Here is an 18,271-nt window from a genome sequence, read left to right on the forward strand (position 1 = left end):
CCCTTAGTTGGGAAAAGGTTTTCTCTTGCTGGCCTGTAGCGTTTCGATGCGGGTGGATGGCCGACGCTGCGGAATTTGGGAAAAGGTTTTCCCAGAGGGAGATTAAGATGAGGATTTGGGTATGGCAAGGGGTGTTGCGTGGTTGTTCGTCAGTGACGGTCACTGACGAGAGCAGATGTCGCCTTCGGGCCGATTGCAGACCGTCAGTTTTCAAGTCGCGCTTAGAGGATAGCTGCCATTGAGTAAGCGACCCCCGTTGTCGTCAGGACGGCTCTCAAAAGCGGACGTGAAGACCGCCTTGCTATGCCGGCACCTCGTACTTTTGGCTGCGGCGCGGCCTGAGATTGCAATATGCGACGCACTGTCGGTCTCGGAAAAGGGGAACGTGAGCCAAGACAATCGCGCAGCAAGGGGCTATATCAAGGGCGAGTCTCGAAAGATGGTCCTGCGTTCATGTCAAAATCGACTCTTGATGCCTTGCGTGGGTCTGACACCGGCCACTGGAGAAATATCGCAGCCGCACAGTCGTTAAGTAAGCAGAAGTGGTTAGAGTTAGCCAGCTTGGTAGCTCAAGAACTGACGACTGACGAGGTCAGTTTTGTGGTGTTCGGATCATTGGCCCGCGAGGAGTTCACCCTCGGCAGCGACCTTGACTGGACACTGCTGATCGATGGGCAAGCCGATTCCGGGCATCTTGAAATCGTACACTCCATAAGGGCTGCTCTCGAAACCGCTAATTACAAGGTTCCCGGTCCGACCGAAATGTTTGGCGGGATGATATTCAGTCATGAACTCGTCCACGCCATTGGCGGGGATGAAGACACGAACAAGAACATGACGCGGCGGCTGTTGCTGCTCCTAGAGTCAACGGCTATCGGCACTCCTACGCAAAAGGCTGCACATGAACGCCTCATCCGCGGCATCCTTGGTAGGTATGTCGAAGAAGACGCCAACTTCATCACCAGCAACACGCGTCACGATAAGATCCCGCGCTTTTTGCTCAACGACGTAGTTCGCTTCTGGCGAACAATGGCAGTTGACTATGCCAACAAGTATCGTGCTCGAGCGGGTGACAAATGGGCGTTGCGCAATATTAAACTTCGAATGTCACGCAAACTCTTGTTCGTCTCCGGCTTTTTTATGTGCATTTCCTGGGCATTGGAGAACCGGGGAAATGACGTTGAGCAGCTCCGTCAGAATCTCATAGCCCATCTAATGTCTTGGACCCAACGCTCGCCGTTGGAATCGTTGGCCCGTATTGTTCAGCAATATAGGCCATCCTTGAAGTCAGAGATTTTCGACAGCTACGATGAATTCTTAGCGCTTCTAAATAATGATGACATCCGCAAACATCTGGAGAAACTCTTGCCGGAGGAAGCTTACAAGGATCCAATCTTCCTAAAGGCGCGAGAAACTGCAACGAGCTTTGACGCAGCCCTAACAACCCTGCTGTTCGATACGAACAAGGATATTACTCGCCTCGTCCAAAAGTATGGAGTCTTTTGATGGCGGTCATAGGATTCTCAACCGGGGCTATCGCGTTCGACGATTTTGCAACCGCGCTGGACCTACTTGAACCTACCCGAGCGACTGCTGTCGAGTTATCGGCTCTCCGCTCAGTTGAGCTGGCTGGATTGTTGAGCGCTCTGCCCAAAATACTAAAGCAGGCACGCCAGCGCTACAGCTATATCAGCTTTCACGCACCGACCAACTTTACTGACGAAGCAGCCACAGTAGACCAGTTGGTTGCAGTTGCGGAAATGGGCCTGCCTATAATAGTTCATCCTGATACGATTCATACGCCAGCGCTGTGGATGAAACTTGGGGCGAAACTCTGCGTAGAGAACATGGATTCTCGCAAAGCCATTGGCCGCACAGCGGATGAGTTGGCAGAGTATTTCGACGTGTTGCCGGAGGCTGGTCTTTGCTTTGACATCGCTCATGCGCGACAGGTCGACCCAACAATGACCGTTGCCGCGGGAATTCTGAAGGCACACGGCAATCGCCTGATACAAACGCATATTAGTGAGATCAATTCGCGAGGGACTCACTTTATGATGTCGTCAGCTGCCCTGCGCGCTTTTGAACCGTTCGCTAAGATCATGGCGCGCGCTCCGGTAATTCTCGAGTCAATAGCGAGATTGCCTGACGAGATCGAAAGAGAGCTTGAACAGACGGAGAGGCTTCTGTTAGACATCCCCAAACGCTCAGTCTCGCACGCCATCACTACACCAGGTTTCACTATAAATCCTGCCGAGTAGGTTTTCACCAGGGTTGCTTGTTGTTCAGTATTTTTCAGGATGACGTTACGAGGGTTCTGCCGAAAAATAGCCGGAGCTCCGTATTCCTGGGGCCGAAGGCCGATCGCCTCGACCCATTCGTCGACGAGACGGGCATACTGCCTTGTGCTCATGTGAGCCCTTGGATCGATCCTGTTCGGAAATGCCTAATCACCCACTGTCCCGTAGCGTCGCTCCAATCATGCGAATAGGCTGGAGCGTGCATCGCTCATCAACTCGAACTGAACAGGTCGGCCGGTCTTCTGTTGGATGACCATCGCGAGAGGCCTGATTTCCGGTCCTACAACAAGCTGGTCGATTTTGATCTTGACGAGATCGCAGGCGCGTAGCTTGCTGTCGACGAGGCGCACCAGTCACGCAAATATCACGACGTCGTCGGACATGTTACCTTTCGCCGAAATAGCATGTCTTCGCGCAATTTCAGTTTACGTTTCTATTTGTCAAAGCAACCTCTCAAGAGTTTTTCCGCACGTGCGGATCGATACTTCGGTCACATATGCCTTGATATCTGGAACGCCGCCGATCACCGTGAGTTCAACGACGACATCGCTCGCCCGTCGCTTCGCACGCCACGCGGCGTAAGGGTAAGCGTCGATCGGCAGAAACGTGTCTGCACCGCGCGGATGCGGAAAAGGCATAGTGCAGCCGCTGTTCATTGGTGACAGCTCAATTCTGTCCCTATGTGCTGTAATGAGGGACCGCGTATCAACCTTCAAGACGACATGCTCGTCCCGCCTGTAGGCTCCGGCACATAGGAGCCGCTCCAACCTTTGTTCCGTCAGCCAAAAAAACACCCTCTCGTTGAGGCGCTTATGCCAGTCGGCCGGCGTCAACCCGTCGCGAAGGCATTTCGACAGGTGATGGTCATGCATCGGAATCTGATCGCGGATCACCGCCTCACCGTGCATGACATGGGATATCGGGACTGACTTGGGCCGCCGTCTTGTGGTGAGTTCGGTCCGGAGCTGGCCACTGACCTCCCAGAGGTTGAGCAACGTGTCCGTGGGAAGGAGCCCGTGCTTCTTGATCGACGGCCAACTCTGCCGCATCGCCATGTGATAAAGATGCGGACAGTCAGCAATCAGGGTTTTTAGTTCCTCTTCCGTCACCACGACCTCCTGTCAATCACGTTACGCCAGTCGAACTTGGTCGATATGAGCGTCACCGGTTGGCCGGACACACGCTCAACCTCCTCGATAAAGCGCAAGGTTTCCTCGGTGAGCTGCTCGAAGCGATAGGCATTCCTGTTACGCACCGACAAATAGTCCACGAACGTTAGCGCGATATCGGTTGGACCGTTCAGGACGCATGACCGGTGGAGCTGGACCCAGTCAAACTCGCCGAAGCGACGGGATCTGCCGGTAGTGGTCGTCACTTCGCGTGACTTCAATTCCTCTACGGGAATACCAGACCGTAACGCAATGTCCTCATGGGTGATCTCAGCCCCGCCGAAATCGCCCGACGGCCCGCCCACGCGTATTGGGTAGGTGCGGAAAACCGCAATGGTCCGCCTCACGCGGCCCGGCGCAATGCCAGCATCCGCCAGGCAACCGGAAACCGTCGTGTCACGCGACGTCACATGGGGGTAAGGACCATGGTGGAGGCTCAGGCTGGTCCCCTGCGTGCCCTCAAGCAGGACGCGCTGGCCCCGGCAGTAGGCTTCGTCAAGCACGCGTTGGGCTTGGCCAATGTACGACTTCAGCTCGGACACGTCCTTGGCGAGCCTGACCGGGGGGTCTTCCGCGCCACCCCGTCCCATGATCTTCCGAGCTGAAGCGGCGCCAACGCCTTGCGTGGTCGACCCCATGCTCGCAAGCTTAGCCTTTTCCACCTCCTTATCGATGTCTTCGATAATCATCGCCTGCTCGTCGATCACTAGCCGGTCTGCGCTGATCTTGTGAGTGCTGATCTCGGCCAAGAGCTTCGCGGGATGGATCACCGCGCCCGGCCCGAGCAGCAATTGCGCGTTAGGCGCCCGTTCCGAACCGGACGGGAGGTGGAAGTATTTCTCGGGCATGGGGACAGCATAAACCTGGTGTCCGGCATTTGGTCCTCCCACCCGCACGAACAGGTCATACTCCGGCGCGATGTGACCTACGATGTTGCCCTTTCCCTCGCTCCCGAACTGCCCTCCCACCAAGACGTCGACTAACCGGTCGACAGACCGGGGTATCAACCCGAGAAGGGCCGTCGCACGAACGGACACGTCTTCGGGCGTGCAGTAGTCGGTGTTGATTACGGTATCGGCGAACGACGCCAGTCCTTCGACCTTGCGCTCCGTGGCATTGGCTGCGGCCTGGCTCCAGGTAACGCCGTCGTCGGACCTCACCTTGCGCTGGCTGAAACGCTTCTCAAGTGTTTCTGGAGACGCCGTTAGATGGACGTGATGGACCACAGAGTCGCCGAAGGCGCGCCGGATCGCTCCGATCTGGCCGTTGATCCGCACGGCATCTAGGACAAACAACCCCGCCGGGAGTTCATCATTTGAACGACGTTCGTCGATCAACGCGGCGAGCGCTTCAGCCAGCCAGCGACCATCAGTCTGGCGGTCAAGTCGCTCGCCGGCGCGCTGCAACTCCTGGCGCTTGTCAGAGGTGCGCGGAAGTGTACGCAGGATGAGTTCGCGGGTCTTAACGAGCGTCGCGGCGTGCCGATCGACGAGCCGGGCCGCAAGCCGTGTCTTGCCGGCACCGATGCGACCGGAAAGCAGGACAATCTGCAGTTTCCGGCGCGTGTTCAAGCTCAGAATTCCAGGCTGTGTTGGGTCTGGCGGGGCGGAAGATCATAAACCCATACCCCCTTATCCAGCCCGTCGAAATTTTGGCGGATCAAGGCTTCGACGACCTCCCAGTCTCCTCCCGCCCCGCCCGTCCCTAACCGGGGCATGTGTAAGGACGCTCCCCGGTGGCGTGTAACATCAGCGAGTGTGGCCATGGCTTTGGCCAAGGCTTGATAGCGTATCCGAGTACCCCCGCTTGGGCCGAATCCTTCCTGCGCGACCAAGCTGGCCAAGGTGAAGCTGGGGGTAGTAGCATAATGAACCTCGCCCAAGCGCTCGGCCTTCGGCTTCGACTTCATCCATTCCCCGAACTCGGCCTCGGCCTTAGGGAAGCGCTTCGCCATCTGCCGCGCGACACCCCCGCCCCAGCGCAACGCGCGGTCGTTGACGAGTTGGCAGACGATGACCGGCGGTATAGTGCGGGGCGCAAGGATGTCGCCGTGGATGAAGTGCAGGAAGTCGCCGAGATCGCGTCTGCCGTGTCGGATCAGTCCTGCAACGCGTGGCAGAAGGCTGCCTGGATAACCGGGAATGCCGACGCACTCGACGGAAGCCGGATCACCATCCGGCCAGTGCTCGATGCTGTGCGCTGTCGCACCGATCGCGTTGGCTTGCCTCACGATGCTGCCGTCAGGTATGCGCCTCTCCCCAAGCGCGAGCCTTGGCGCTGATGATGACGCGATAGCATAATCGATGCGGTAACCGACTTGTTCGCCGTCCGGATGCGGTGAAGCGATGAACATTGTGATGGGAGCGTCAGTAACGCTCACCACGCGGATAAGGTAGGCCTCCGTCGACACGTCGAACTGTAGGCGGTCCTGGATCAACCGTTCAAGCGGCGGGACGTGGTCGAGCTTCGGCAAGCTACCGACCGGCATGACGATTTCGGAAGCGCCGAGATTGCAGAGAAGCTCGAGTTGCCAATCGTCGCGGATGGCCGCATCACCGCCGCGGTTCCGTATGGCATCACCAACATCTGGAAAGAACGTGTGGGCGATCTCATGGGCGATTGAGAACCGTGCCCTCGCGCGTTTCTGCTGTGGATTGTACTCGATGCGAGGCCCACGGTCGTCGACGATCGTTCGGGCGTCCGGAACGGCGGCACTCGCCTCCACCCGCAGACCGATCTGCCGGGCAAGCGTGATCGGATTAAAGGGAGGCCCCGACCACCCCGCGTCGCGCGCTTCGAGGACCACCGCACGCACCCTCCTCACCATCGCCTCGACAGGGTCTCCCTCCGGAGCAAAACTCCGTACGGAAGGGTTAGTCCAATGCCGAACCCCGAATTGTCTCATCTGAAATCGCTCCTCCTGGCGTCGTCTTTGTTATCAGCCCGATCAATCCGAAGAGAATCGCATCACCTTACTTGGATCAACATGTGTGTCGTGCTTTCAGTGGCCGCACAAGTATATACCGTGCGGTATCACAATGCGCCTGCTTGGCAAATGCCATGCTGCCACGCCGCTTCACCCCTGAAAGTTTGCTTTGGGTCGTAGGCGGCTGTTCAAACTCACGCGGCCACCCGCTCCAGGGGAGATCCCCGCCCAGACACACTCCAGAAACAAAATTCAACCGTTCGGAAAAACCGGCGAAAAGATCGGGTGGCATAAGCTTCCCGGTCGGGATTCCGGGTTCTTCCTTTTTGGACCACCAACAAAATCGCAGCGGCGGCGCAGGGCCTGCTCCAGCGGCGGCATGAACAGCCGGTCGACGCCCGGGTCGACCTGCCATTTACCAAGGCCAACTTTATGATCCAAACAGTCTTGGCGTCAGATGCGATGGCGGAGCGCGTCGATGATCACCGCCATCGCAGGGGAGAGCTGTCGCCTGCTCGGATAATAGAGGTGATAGCCGGCAAAAGGCGGGCTCCAGTCGTCAAGCACGAGCCTGAGGCGTCCCTCGGCGATGTGGTGGCTGACGAGGTTTTCCGGGACGTAGGCGATCCCGAAACCGCTTGTCGCAGCCTCGATCATGGGAATGGACGAATTGAAGGTGAGTTGGCCTTCCACCCGCACACGAAGGTCGCGGCCATCCCTGGCGAATTCCCAGGCATACAATCCGCCGAACGTCGCCTGCCGCATATTGATGCAATCGTGATCGACCAGGTCCTGGGGCGCGGTCGGAACCGGATGGCGGGAAAAGTAGTCCGGCGAAGCCACGGCCACGAGCCTCCAATCCGGCCCGATGCGCACTGCGATCATATCCCTGTCGATGCTCTCGCCGAGCCGCACGCCTGCGTCGAAGCGCTCCTCCACAATGTTCTTCATGCCGTTGTCGCTGTAGAGCTCGACGCGAACGTCGGGATTGTCGTTGAGCAAGGGCTGGAGCTTCGGCCAGACGGTCGTCTGGAGCGCATGGTCGGACAGGGTGATGCGGACCGTTCCGGAGGGCTTGTCGCGAAACGCCACCAGGCTTGCGAGGTCGGATTCGATTTCCTCGAAGCGGGGAACGAGAGATTGGAATAGTCGCTCGCCGGCCTCGGTCGGAGAGACGCTCCGCGTCGTACGCGTCAGCAGGCGGACGCCAAGGCGAGCTTCAAGCTCCTTGATTGTCGAACTCAAGGTCGACTGCGAGGTTCCGAGCTTTGCCGCCGCCCTGGTGAAACTGCGCTCGCGGGCGACCGCCACGAACCATAGCAGATCCTTCATGCCATCGCGCTGCATAGGGCACCTCCCATCGGACATTCATATCATGAGCAGATAAGTCCATGCGGATTGCTTAGTCTACTTAAATGGGTTCCCCTGCAATATCTTCTGGCAGCGACGGCGGCTGATCCGTCCCGTCGCTTTGCCAGGATGCCAATCATGGAAACCACATACGACACAAGGCTTGTTGAAAACCGCGCCGCATGGGGCGCGGTGTTGTCGATGGCGCTGTGTGTTTTCGTGCTCATCGCGTCGGAATTCATGCCGGTCAGCCTGCTGTCGCCGCTAGCGGCCGATCTCGGCATCACCGAGGGCCGCGCGGGACAGGCGATCTCGATTTCGGGCGCTTTCGCCGTCGTGACCAGCCTGCTGGTCGCCGGCCTCACGCGCCAGATCGACCGCCGACTGGTCGTGACCGGCTTCACCCTCCTCCTCATCGTGTCCGGTCTGGCTGTCACCTTCGCGCCGAACTACGCGTTGCTCATGGTCGGCCGGGCGCTGCTCGGCATCGCGATCGGCGGGTTCTGGTCGATGTCGACCGCGATCGTCATGCGCCTCGTGCCGCAAGACATGGTTCCGAAGGGTCTCGCCATGCTGAACGCCGGCAATGCCATTGCGGCCACCATCGCCGCGCCGCTGGGCAGTTTTCTTGGCGCCTATGTCGGCTGGCGCGGCGCTTTCTTCCTCGTCGTGCCGTTTGGTCTCCTGGCGCCGGCCTGGCAGTGGACAAGCCTGCCGGCGCTGCCGCCGCGCCGGAGGAAACGTGCCGGCAATCCGCTGGCGCTGCTCGGCCGTCTTCCCGTCGCCACCGGCATGGCGTCGATCATGATGCTGTTCATGGGCCAGTTCGCGCTCTTCACCTATCTGCGGCCCTTCCTCGAGAACGTCACGCGGCTCGACATCGCCGCCCTCTCGGCGGTCCTGCTGGCGATGGGGCTGGCCGGGGTGCTCGGCACATGGTGCGTCGGCCGGCTTTTGCGCACGCGTCTGTTCAGCATCCTCACCGTCATCCCGCTGGTCATGGCTGCGCTGGCCGCCGCGCTCATCGCCCTCGGTGCACTCCCGGGTCCCACAGCGCTGCTGCTCGTTGCCTGGGGCTTCTTCGGCATGGCCGCGCCGGTCGGTTGGGGCACGTGGCTCAGCCGAACGTTGCCGAACGACGCGGAGGCCGGCGGCGGGTTGCAGGTAGCCGTCATCCAGCTCGCCATCACCGGCGGCGCCGCGATCGGCGGCACGCTGTTCGATACGGTCGGCTGGTGGGGACCGTTCACTCTGGGCGCGGTGCTGCTCTGCGGATCGGCGCTCGCCGCCCTTGCCGCAGCGCATATGGCCCGGAGGTCTTTGCCATGACGATCGAACGTGCGCCGCTCAGCCGCCGGACATTGCTCGGCATCGCGCTCGCGGTGGCGGCCCTGCCTCGCACAGCCGCCGGCCAGGAAGGCCAATCTCCCGTCAGCCAGGAGCCCACCGACATGAAGATCAGGATGGTTTTCAACGGCCGCACCATGACCGCCACGCTCTACGACAATCCCTCGGCGCGCGACTTCTTCTCCATGCTGCCGCTCGACCTCGAGATCGAGGACTACGCCCATAACGAGAAGATCGCCTATCTGCCACGCAAGCTGACGCAGGAGGGAAGCGGTCCGTTCGCCGACGAGCAGCCCTATGACCTGTGCTATTTCATGCCCTGGGGCAACCTGGCCATGTTCTACGCCGACTACCGCCATCCCGGGCTGATCAGGCTTGGCCGCTTCGACGAGGGCGAGCAGGCCCTGCACATTCGCGGCAAATTCCCGCTTCGCATCGAACGCATTTGAGGACGCAAAGGAGATCACCATGGACATTCTTCGCGCCGGCACCAGGCCTTCCGGCAAGGGACCGCCTGACTGGTTCACCGGAACGGTGCGGATCGATCCGCTCTTCAATCCCTTCGACGCCGAGCGGGTTCAAGGCGCACAGGTGACCTTCGAGCCCGGCGCCCGCACCGCCTGGCACACGCATCCGCTCGGCCAGACGCTGATCGTCGTCTCGGGCCTCGGCCGAGTTCAGCGCGAAGGTGGCCCGGTCGAGGAAATCCGTCCAGGCGACGTCGTCTGGTTCGCGCCCGGCGAAAAGCACTGGCACGGCGCGTCGCCTCGGACCGCCATGACCCACATTGCCCTCCAGGAGGTCAAGGACGGCAAGGTCGTGGACTGGCTGGAACATGTCAGCGAAGCCGACTACGGCGGCTGATCTTCTCCCCTCGGAAGGAACCAACATGCTTGCAACCGTTCTTCACAAACCGGGCGACATACGCTGCGAGGAAATCGCCGATCCGAAAATCATGCGGCCGACGGACGCCATCATCAAGCTGTCGGCAAGCTGCATCTGCGGCTCGGACCTGTGGCCCTATCGTGGGCTGCAGCCGGTCGCCGGGCCTATGCATATGGGCCACGAATATTGCGGCATCGTCGTCGAGGTCGGCACAGAGGTGCGCACGGTCCGTCCCGGCCAGTTCGTCGTCGGCTCGTTCTGCCTCTCCGACAACACCTGCCCGCATTGCCGCTTCGGCTTCCAGTCGTCTTGTGTGCAGCGCGAGTTCATGTCGGGCGCGCAGGCGCCTTACGCCCGTGTACCGTTGGCGGATGGCACACTGGTCGCCACCGCCGAAGTGCCGCCGGCCGAACTCATCCCTGACCTGCTGGCTGTGTCCGATGTGCTCGGCACCGGCTGGTATGCGGCCGACGCAGCCGAGGTCCGCGAAGGATCGACGGTGGTGGTGGTCGGCGATGGTGCGGTCGGCCTGATGGGCGTGCTTGCGGCCAAGGAGATGGGCGCCGAGCGCATCATCGCCATGAGCCGGCACGCCAGCCGCCAAAAGCTCGCCCGCGAGTTCGGCGCCACCGAAATCGTCGCTGAGCGCGGCGAGGAAGGCGTGGCCCGCATCAAGGAACTCACCAAGGGCGTCGGCGCGGACTCCGTGCTGGAATGCGTCGGCACGGGAGAATCCTTCGACCAGGCGCTGGCCTGCTCCCGCCCCGGCGGCACCATCGGCTATGTCGGCGTGCCGCATGGCGTGAACTTCGACGGCCAAAAACTATTCTTCGGCCAGAAACGCATGCTGGGCGGCCCGGCGCCGGTGCGCCGCTTCCTGCCCGACCTGATGGACCGTGTGCTGCAAGGTCGGATCAAGCCCGGCAAGGTCTTCGACCTCAAGCTGCCGTTGGCCGAGGTCGCTGAAGGCTATCGCGCCATGGACGAGCGTCGCGCCATCAAGGTCATGCTTTCGGTGTGAGCAGCAATCGGGCGGACGGCCTGTGCGCACCCAAAACTCAGAAAAGGAACAACATATGACAATGAGATTGAAGATTGCCGCCCTTGCGCTTGCGCTTTCGGTCGCCACGCCGGTTTTCTCGCAAGAATCCGCGATCATCGGCGCATGGCGCATGATTTCGCTCGAGGCCGGGGCCGAGGGAAACCTGAAGCCCGTGTCCTATTCCGGCCAGGTCATCTTCACCGGGGCCGGCACCCTCTCTGTGCAGGCGCAGAACCCCGACCCCAAGGCGCCGGACACGCCTTACACGGCGAATGGCTACGAAGCCTATTACGGGCCGGTCGCCATCAACGACCAGGACAAGACCTTCGTCATCACCATCGAGTCCTCCCTGGTCCGTAACCTTGTCGGCAAGAGCATGAAACGCAAATTCGAGGTCTCGGACAACAAACTGGTCCTCACGCCGGACAACCCGGCCGAAGGCTGGCGCGTAACCTACGAACGCTACTGATCCGAACAGTTGGGTTACCGATGGCCAAAATGGCGCGGATGTCAGACCGAGATGGCGTCATCGCGGAACTGGTGCCGATCATGGCGGCCGTCTTCGCCGGCTTCCTGCTGATCGGCCTGGCGCTACCCGTCCTGCCGCTGCATCTTCACCAGCAGCTCGGCTTCGGCCCCTTCGCAGTGGGACTGGTGACGGGCAGCCAGTTCGTCGCCTCGATGCTGTCGCGCATCGGGGCTGGAAACTATGCCGATGGACGCGGCGGCAAGCGGGCCGTCGTCATCGGCCTCATTGCCGCTGCCCTTGCCGGGCTATTTTACCTCGGCTCGCTGGCATTGCTCGACCGGCCGGTAGCGACCGCATCCGCGCTGTTCGCCGGACGGGCGGTACTGGGCGCGTCCGAGAGCTTCATCATCACCGGCGGCGTCGCCTGGGGCCTCTCCGTTGCGGGCGGACAGAACTCCGGAAAAGTCATAGCCTGGGTGGGCACGGCGATGTTTGCGGCGCTCGCGCTAGGAGCGCCGGCCGGATCTGCGCTTTATGCAGCGAGCGGTTTCACCGCGATCGCGCTCGCGACGATCCTCCTGCCGCTGGCGACGCTGCTTGCCATCCTGCCGATGCGCGGCACCGGCGCCGCCGCGGGCAGCCTGCCGCAGTCATGGAGGAGCGTGGCGAAAGCGGTCTGGCTTCCTGGCGTCGGAGCTGCTTTCAGCAGCCTCGGCTATGGTGCTATTCTGGGCTTCGGCGCCCTGCTCTTCGCCGAGCGGGGCTGGCAGCCGGTATGGCTTCCTTTCACGGCCTATGCTGCGTCTCTGATTGTGGCAAGGCTGTGCTTCGGCCACCTGCCCGACAGGCTTGGAGGCGCACGCGTCGCCGTGATCTTCGTCGCGGTCGAGGCGGCAGGGCTGATGCTGATCTGGCTTGCGACCGGGCCTGTTGTCGCCGCAATCGGAGCGGGTCTGACTGGCCTCGGCTACTCGCTGGTCTATCCCGGCCTCGGCGCCGAGGCCGTAAGCCGTCTTCCGTCGCGCAGCCGCGGCCTGGCCATGGGACTCTACACCGTCTTCCTCGACGTGGCGCTCGGCTTCGGCAGTCCGGCGCTCGGCTTGGTCGCTGCGTCGACCGGGCTGCAATTCGTCTTCTTGGCCGTCGCGGCGGCGACGCTTCCGGCGTTGGGCATCGCTCTGCTGCTGGGTCGCCGTAACGCTCCATTGTAGACAGCTCGCCGGCGTCGTCTGCATGAGGTTCGCTCATAGTCTCTTTCCGGGTTGCCACGGAGGCTGAACCCCTCCCCCGCAAGGTGCAGCGAGCGGCCGGCCAAGCTCCCCGCCCAGACACACTCCAGAAACAAAATTCAACAGTTCGGAAAAACCGGCGAAAAGATCGGGTGGCATAAGCTTCCCGGTCGGGATTCCGGGCACTTCCTTTTTGGAAGCCCTCCACCAACAAAATCGCAGCGGCGGCACAAGCCTGTTCCAGCGGCGGCATGAACAGCCGGGCGATGCCCGGCCAGGACGAGAGAGTATGGACATGGACTACGATATCGCCGGACTGGACAGCGACGCGGCAATGCCGATCGGCAGCCTGGCAAGCATCGATGCGCTGGCACGGATCGCTCGCGGCCGGGCAAGGGACGGCCAGGTCCTGACGGGCGCCGACTTTGCCCGGCAGCCGGGTGAGCGGCTCGATACGGTGTTCGAGCAGCTCGCCGTAACGTTTGCCGCACTGCCGGCGGTGATCTCCGACGGGCGCGTGTGGACCTATCAGGAGCTGAACAGCCGCGCCAACCGGTTCGCCCGCATGCTGATCAAGCATGGCGTGCGGCCGGGCCACCGGGTTGGGCTCATTCTCGACCGGTCGGCGGAGACCTATGTCGCGTTGCTGGCGGTGATGAAGGCGGGGGCTGCCTTCGTGCCGCTGGCCACCGCGTTTCCGCAGGAGCGGATGGCGCTGATCATCGAAGACGCCGCCGTCAGCATGATCGTCACCATCGCCGCCTATGCGTCGCGCGCCGGTCAACTGCCCGTTCCGCATGTGCTGATCGACAGCGCCGCCGCCGAGATTTCCGCGCAGTCGCCCGCGCCGCTGAAGCCGCAGGCGGCCGACGACATTTGCTACATCCTCTATACCTCGGGCACCACCGGCAAGCCCAAGGGCGTGGTCATCACGCACCAGAGCTTCGTCAATTTCATACACGTCGCGGCCGCCTCCTACGGCTACCGGCCGGGCGACCGGGTGTATCAGGGCATGACCATTGCCTTCGACTTTTCCTCCGAAGAGATCTGGGTGCCGTTCGTCGCCGGCGCGACGGTGGTGCCGGCACCTGGCCAGATGCCGCTGGTGGGCGAGGAACTGGCGGATTTCCTGCGCCTCCATGACATCACCTGCATGGCCTGCAGCCCGACATTGTTGTCATCGATGACATCGGACGTTCCCAGCCTGCGCACGCTTCTGGTGGGCGGCGAGGCCTGCCCGCACAATCTGGTGGTGCGCTGGTCGAAGCCGGGCCGGCAGATCCTCAACACCTACGGGCCGACCGAGGCGACCGTCACCGCAACGATGGGGGCGCTGACGCCGGACAGTCCCGTCACGATCGGCGCGCCGTTGCCGACTTACTCCATCGTCATTCTCGACGCTTCGCTGCCGCAACTTGCCGAGCCCGGTGAACTGGGCGAGATCGGCATTGCCGGCATCGGGCTCGCCGTCGGTTATCTGAACCGGCCGGACCTGACCGACCAGAAATTCATCGCCGATTTCGTCGGCCTGCCGAACAACCCGTCGCAGCGCATCTACCGCACCGGCGATCTTGGCCGGATCAACGATAGCGGCGAGATCGAGTATGCCGGGCGCATCGACACGCAGGTAAAGATTCGCGGATATCGCATCGAGCTAGGCGAGATCGAAGCGGTGCTGCTCGACCAGCCCGAGATCGCGCAGGCCGCCGTCACCACCTGGGAGATTGAGCCCGGCCGCGTCGAACTGGTTGCCTATTACGCGCTTAAAACCGGCGTAGCGGCGGTTTCCCGTGCGGATCTCGCCCAGACGATGAAGCGGCGGCTGCCCGACTACATGGTGCCCGCCTATCTGGAGGAGCTGCCCGCCATCCCGATGACCGTCTCCAACAAGGTAGACCTGCGCCAACTGCCGAAGCCGACGAGCGTCCGGCTTTCGGCCGATCGCACGATGGTGCCGCCCGGCAATGAGGACGAGCGATTCCTGGCGGAAGCGCTGGCCACGGTGCTGAAATTCGACGCGGTGTCGGTCGAGGATCACTTCTTCGACGATCTCGGCGCCAACTCCTTGCTGATGGCGCATTTCTGCGCGCGCGTGCGCACCAGGAAGGAATGGGCGACGACGTCGATGCGCGACATCTACCTCTATCCCACGGTGGCGCGCCTGGCGCTGCATCTGGGGGTAGCGGAGGAGATGACGACGGCAACCAACGAGCCGGTCCTCACCCGCCGGGCCTCGAACTTCGCCTACTGGACCTGCGGCGCGGCGCAGCTTTCGTTCTACGGTCTCTACAGCTACGTGGCGCTCTGGGCGATCAATGACGGCCTCAACTGGATGTATGACGCGCTCGACGATCCGCTGCAGCTCTATATCCGGTGCGTGGCGCTCTCGGCCGCCGTGTTCTTCGGCATGTCGGGCTTTGCCGTCCTGGCGAAATGGGTGCTCATCGGCCGGTGGAAGGCCGAGGCGTTTCCGATCTGGGGCGTGCGCTACTTCCGCTTCTGGGTGGTCAAGACATTGATCCGCACCGCGCCCGTCGTGCTGTTCCGCGGCAGCCCGCTCTACAGCCTCTATCTGCAGCTGCTCGGCACCAAGCTCGGGAAAAACGCCGTCATCGAATCGAAATCCGTGCCCGTCTGCACAGATCTTATTTCCATCGGTGCCAACACCATCCTGCGCAAGGAATCGATGATCCTCGGCTTCAGGGCCCAGTCCGGTTATATCCACACCGGGCCGCTGACCATCGGCCGCGATGCTTTCGTCGGCGTCGGCTCCACGCTCGACATCGACACCAGGATCGGCAACGGCGCCCAGCTCGGCCATTCGTCCTCGCTGCATCGCGGGCAAAGCATCCCGGACGGCGAGCACTGGCATGGATCGCCGGCGGTGCCGACCACGGCGGACTATTGCAAGGTGCGCAATGTCAATCCTTACCAGGTCCGGCGCTTCCTCTATGAAGCGCTGCAGCTGGTCGGCCTGTTTGGCCTCGTCACCCCGCTGCCGCTCCTGTTCCACAGCTACTGGGAATATGTCGGCGACGACTATCAGGAGACGATCGGCCTTGTCGCAATCGGCACCACGGTCACGCTTTTCGGCTATATCGCGGCGGCTTTCCTGGCAGCGACGCTGGTGCCGCGCCTGACGAGCCTGATCTTGAAGCCGGGCCGCACCTACACGCTTTACGGTTTCCGCTACTGGCTGCAGACCGTCGCCGAATTCGCCAGCAATTCCCGCGTGCTCGGGCTCCTGGCCGGCGACAGCTCGGCAATCGTGCACTACATGCGCGCCATCGGCTGGAAGCTCAACAAGGTGGTGCAGACCGGCTCCAATTTCGGCTCCAACCAGCAGCACGAAAACCCGCTTCTGTGCGAGATCGGCACCGAGACCATGGTCTCGGACGGGCTGTTCATGATCAACATGCACAAGTCCGCCTCGGCCTTCAGGCTCGAGCCGACGCGCATCGGCGAACGCAACTATCTCGGCAACAACATCTACTATCCGCCGGACGGCCGCACCGGCGACAACGTGCTGCTCGGCACCAAGGTGATGATCCCCATCGACGGGCCGGTGCGCGAGAATGTCGGCCTTCTCGGTTCGCCTGCGTTTGAAATCCCGCGCATGGTGAACCGCGACAAGGAGCTTATCGCCGGCGTCGACGAGGCCGACCGGCGCCGGCGCATCCCGCACAAGAACCGCCACAACCTGGTGACCATTCTTCTGTTCCTGGCAACGCAATGGGTCATGCTGTTCGTCACGCTGGCGATCTGGGACCGGGCGCTGAACTACTATACGGAATGGGCGGAGGTCGCCCTGTTCGCCGCCGTGCTTTTGACCTCGGCGATCACTATTCCGTTCTACGTCCTTGTCGAGCGGGCAAGTCTTGGTTTCCGCGGCTTGAAGCCGCAGATGACGACCATCTACGACGTCGACTTCTGGCGTCACGAGCGCCACTGGAAGCTGGCGGATTCGCCGATCGTACGCCTGTTTGCCGGCACGCCGTTCCGGCCGATGATCCTGCGTATGCTCGGCGTCAAGGTCGGCAGCCGGGTCTATGACGGCGGCAGCAACCTGACCGAGCGTTCGCTGGTCGAGATCGGCAACGACGTCACGCTAAACGAAGGCTGCGTCATCCAGGCGCATTCGCTGGAAGAAGGTGCGTTCAAGTCCGATTTCATCCGTATCGGCAAGGGCTGCACGCTCGGACCGTCCGCCTTTGTCCACTACGGCGTGGTGATGGGTGAAGGGTCGATGGTCGATGCGGACTCCTTCGTGATGAAGGGCGAAGAGCTGGAGCCCAACTCGATCTGGCGGGGCAACCCGGCCAAGCTGCATCGCTTCGTCACGCCGGTGCCGGAGGATAGCGTCAAGGCAACGGCTTGATGAGCGCAGACATCCGCCTCGTTTCGGTGACCGGGGCCAACCGGGCCCTGGTCGCGGCTCTGGAACTGGCTGCGGATCAGATGGATTTCGTCGCCAGCAATGCGGAGTCGCTGGACGAAGCCGAAACCGACAGGGACGCTCGGCCGCGCGTCGTCATGGCAGGGGATCGCGTCGTCGGTTTCCTGATGTACGAGGCGCCGCAGGGCGACGACGAGGCGCGGATCTACCGCTTCATGATCGATCGCGTCCATCAGGGCCAAGGCTACGGCAAGGCCGCTTTGCGCGAAGTGCTGGATGAAATCATGCGGCTCGGCCACATCAGCCACGTTTCGATCTGCTACGAACCTGGGAATGAAGCGGCACGCCGCCTCTATCGCGCTGCCGGTTTCGTCGAAGAAGGGCCCGACGAGGACGGGGAAATGATCGCCGACCTCGCTCTGCGGGGCGGCCAGCCATGACGCGCCCGCTCGATGCCGGTGGCAGCCTGTCGGCGCAGTTGCTGGCGGCGATGGCCGCCATGGCACCGGCCGGCGTTCAGATCGGATGCCGCACGATCCGCGAAGGCGATGAGAACCATTTGCTGCCGCAGGAAGCACGCTCCATCCCGTCACGCCTGCCGCTGATGCGGCGGGCGAGTGGCGCGGCGCGGTGGATCGCGCACGAGCTGCTGGCGGATATGGGCTTGAACGACGTCGCTATCCTCCGCGGCTCCTCCGGCGCACCGGTATGGCCTCATGGTGTAACGGGGTCGCTGGCTCACGACGACGAGATAGCCGTGGCGGCCGTCGCGCCGCTCTCCCACGTCGCCTCGCTCGGCATCGATATCGAGCCCGCTTTGCCCCTGCCCGACGACATCTTCGCGCTGGTTGCAGTCCCCGCTGACCGGATCGACGCAACCGACCCGTATCTTGCCGGTCGCATCCTTTTTGCCGCCAAGGAAGCTGTCTACAAGGCCGCCTACCCGCTTGATCGCGAAGTGCTGGGCTATGACGACATCACCGTCGATCTCGACGCAGGCGACGCTGTGACGAAGACGGGCCGCAGAGCGAGACTGGTTTACTGCCTTGCTCCGTGCGTGGTCGTTCTGGCGTTTGTCGATGGTGTCCGAAGCGCCCCCCTTTAAGCGCGAATGGGCCAGCGCCCGACAGCTGCTCAACAAAGCGCATTTTGTTCGCA

At 62.1% G+C, this 18,271-nt stretch carries 15 protein-coding genes; 11 read left to right on the top strand and 4 right to left on the bottom strand.

Annotated elements, in window-relative coordinates:
• Positions 1 to 351 precede the first annotated feature (351 nt).
• Entirely contained in the window at positions 352 to 1,506 is a 1,155-nt protein-coding gene (locus NKL04_RS12845; protein WP_084568511.1) for a DUF294 nucleotidyltransferase-like domain-containing protein, read from the top strand.
• Complete coding sequence (locus tag NKL04_RS12850; protein ID WP_023730479.1) at positions 1,506 to 2,261, top strand: IolE/MocC family protein; 756 nt, start codon at positions 1,506 to 1,508, stop codon at positions 2,259 to 2,261. Before NKL04_RS12845 ends, NKL04_RS12850 begins: the two co-directional genes overlap by 1 nt.
• Before the next feature lie 479 nt (positions 2,262 to 2,740).
• On the opposite strand, the gene NKL04_RS12855 is transcribed toward NKL04_RS12850, so the two are convergent.
• The 4 genes from NKL04_RS12855 to NKL04_RS12870 form a co-directional block, all read right to left on the bottom strand.
• Complete coding sequence (locus NKL04_RS12855) at positions 2,741 to 3,409, bottom strand: DUF7002 family protein (RefSeq protein WP_023730478.1); 669 nt, start codon at positions 3,407 to 3,409, stop codon at positions 2,741 to 2,743.
• On the bottom strand, positions 3,406 to 5,040 hold the full coding sequence (locus NKL04_RS12860) for an adenylosuccinate synthetase (protein WP_023700614.1): 1,635 nt from the start codon (positions 5,038 to 5,040) through the stop codon (positions 3,406 to 3,408). The genes NKL04_RS12855 and NKL04_RS12860 overlap by 4 nt, the downstream gene beginning before the upstream one ends.
• Before the next feature lie 2 nt (positions 5,041 to 5,042).
• Entirely contained in the window at positions 5,043 to 6,275 is a 1,233-nt protein-coding gene (locus NKL04_RS12865) for an ImmA/IrrE family metallo-endopeptidase (RefSeq protein ID WP_198020036.1), read from the bottom strand.
• 573 nt (positions 6,276 to 6,848) lie between these two features.
• Positions 6,849 to 7,742 (bottom strand): LysR family transcriptional regulator, encoded by an 894-nt coding sequence (locus NKL04_RS12870; protein ID WP_023700616.1) that lies wholly within the window; start codon positions 7,740 to 7,742, stop codon positions 6,849 to 6,851.
• 141 nt (positions 7,743 to 7,883) lie between these two features.
• Here NKL04_RS12870 and NKL04_RS12875 point away from each other — a divergent pair, with 141 nt between their 5' ends.
• The 9 genes from NKL04_RS12875 to NKL04_RS12915 all read left to right on the top strand — a co-directional run bounded on the left by NKL04_RS12875 (position 7,884) and on the right by NKL04_RS12915 (position 18,218).
• Positions 7,884 to 9,074 carry an MFS transporter gene (locus NKL04_RS12875; protein WP_023700617.1) on the top strand — a complete coding sequence of 397 codons (1,191 nt, stop codon included), beginning with the start codon at positions 7,884 to 7,886 and terminating at the stop codon, positions 9,072 to 9,074.
• Positions 9,071 to 9,541 carry a cyclophilin-like fold protein gene (locus tag NKL04_RS12880; RefSeq protein ID WP_023700618.1) on the top strand — a complete coding sequence of 157 codons (471 nt, stop codon included), beginning with the start codon at positions 9,071 to 9,073 and terminating at the stop codon, positions 9,539 to 9,541. Before NKL04_RS12875 ends, NKL04_RS12880 begins: the two co-directional genes overlap by 4 nt.
• A 19-nt stretch (positions 9,542 to 9,560) precedes the next feature.
• Complete coding sequence (locus NKL04_RS12885; protein ID WP_023700619.1) at positions 9,561 to 9,956, top strand: (R)-mandelonitrile lyase; 396 nt, start codon at positions 9,561 to 9,563, stop codon at positions 9,954 to 9,956.
• Positions 9,957 to 9,981: 25 nt separating this feature from the next.
• Positions 9,982 to 10,998, top strand: coding sequence for a zinc-dependent alcohol dehydrogenase family protein (locus NKL04_RS12890; protein ID WP_352723753.1), 1,017 nt, complete (start codon positions 9,982 to 9,984; stop codon positions 10,996 to 10,998).
• A gap of 55 nt (positions 10,999 to 11,053) precedes the next feature.
• A complete protein-coding gene (locus NKL04_RS12895; protein WP_245271374.1) occupies positions 11,054 to 11,488 on the top strand; it encodes a lipocalin-like domain-containing protein in 435 nt (144 codons plus the stop codon).
• 29 nt (positions 11,489 to 11,517) lie between these two features.
• Positions 11,518 to 12,699, top strand: a complete 1,182-nt coding sequence (locus NKL04_RS12900; RefSeq protein WP_245271375.1) for an arabinose transporter — start codon at positions 11,518 to 11,520, stop codon at positions 12,697 to 12,699.
• 307 nt (positions 12,700 to 13,006) lie between these two features.
• A complete protein-coding gene (locus NKL04_RS12905) occupies positions 13,007 to 17,095 on the top strand; it encodes a Pls/PosA family non-ribosomal peptide synthetase (RefSeq protein ID WP_023700624.1) in 4,089 nt (1,362 codons plus the stop codon).
• Positions 17,095 to 17,553, top strand: coding sequence for a GNAT family N-acetyltransferase (locus NKL04_RS12910; RefSeq protein WP_023700625.1), 459 nt, complete (start codon positions 17,095 to 17,097; stop codon positions 17,551 to 17,553). Before NKL04_RS12905 ends, NKL04_RS12910 begins: the two co-directional genes overlap by 1 nt.
• On the top strand, positions 17,550 to 18,218 hold the full coding sequence (locus tag NKL04_RS12915; RefSeq protein WP_023700626.1) for a 4'-phosphopantetheinyl transferase family protein: 669 nt from the start codon (positions 17,550 to 17,552) through the stop codon (positions 18,216 to 18,218). Before NKL04_RS12910 ends, NKL04_RS12915 begins: the two co-directional genes overlap by 4 nt.
• Positions 18,219 to 18,271 lie beyond the last annotated feature (53 nt).

This window comes from Mesorhizobium sp. C264A (genome assembly GCF_040324515.1).
Classification (GTDB): Bacteria; Pseudomonadota; Alphaproteobacteria; order Rhizobiales; family Rhizobiaceae; genus Mesorhizobium.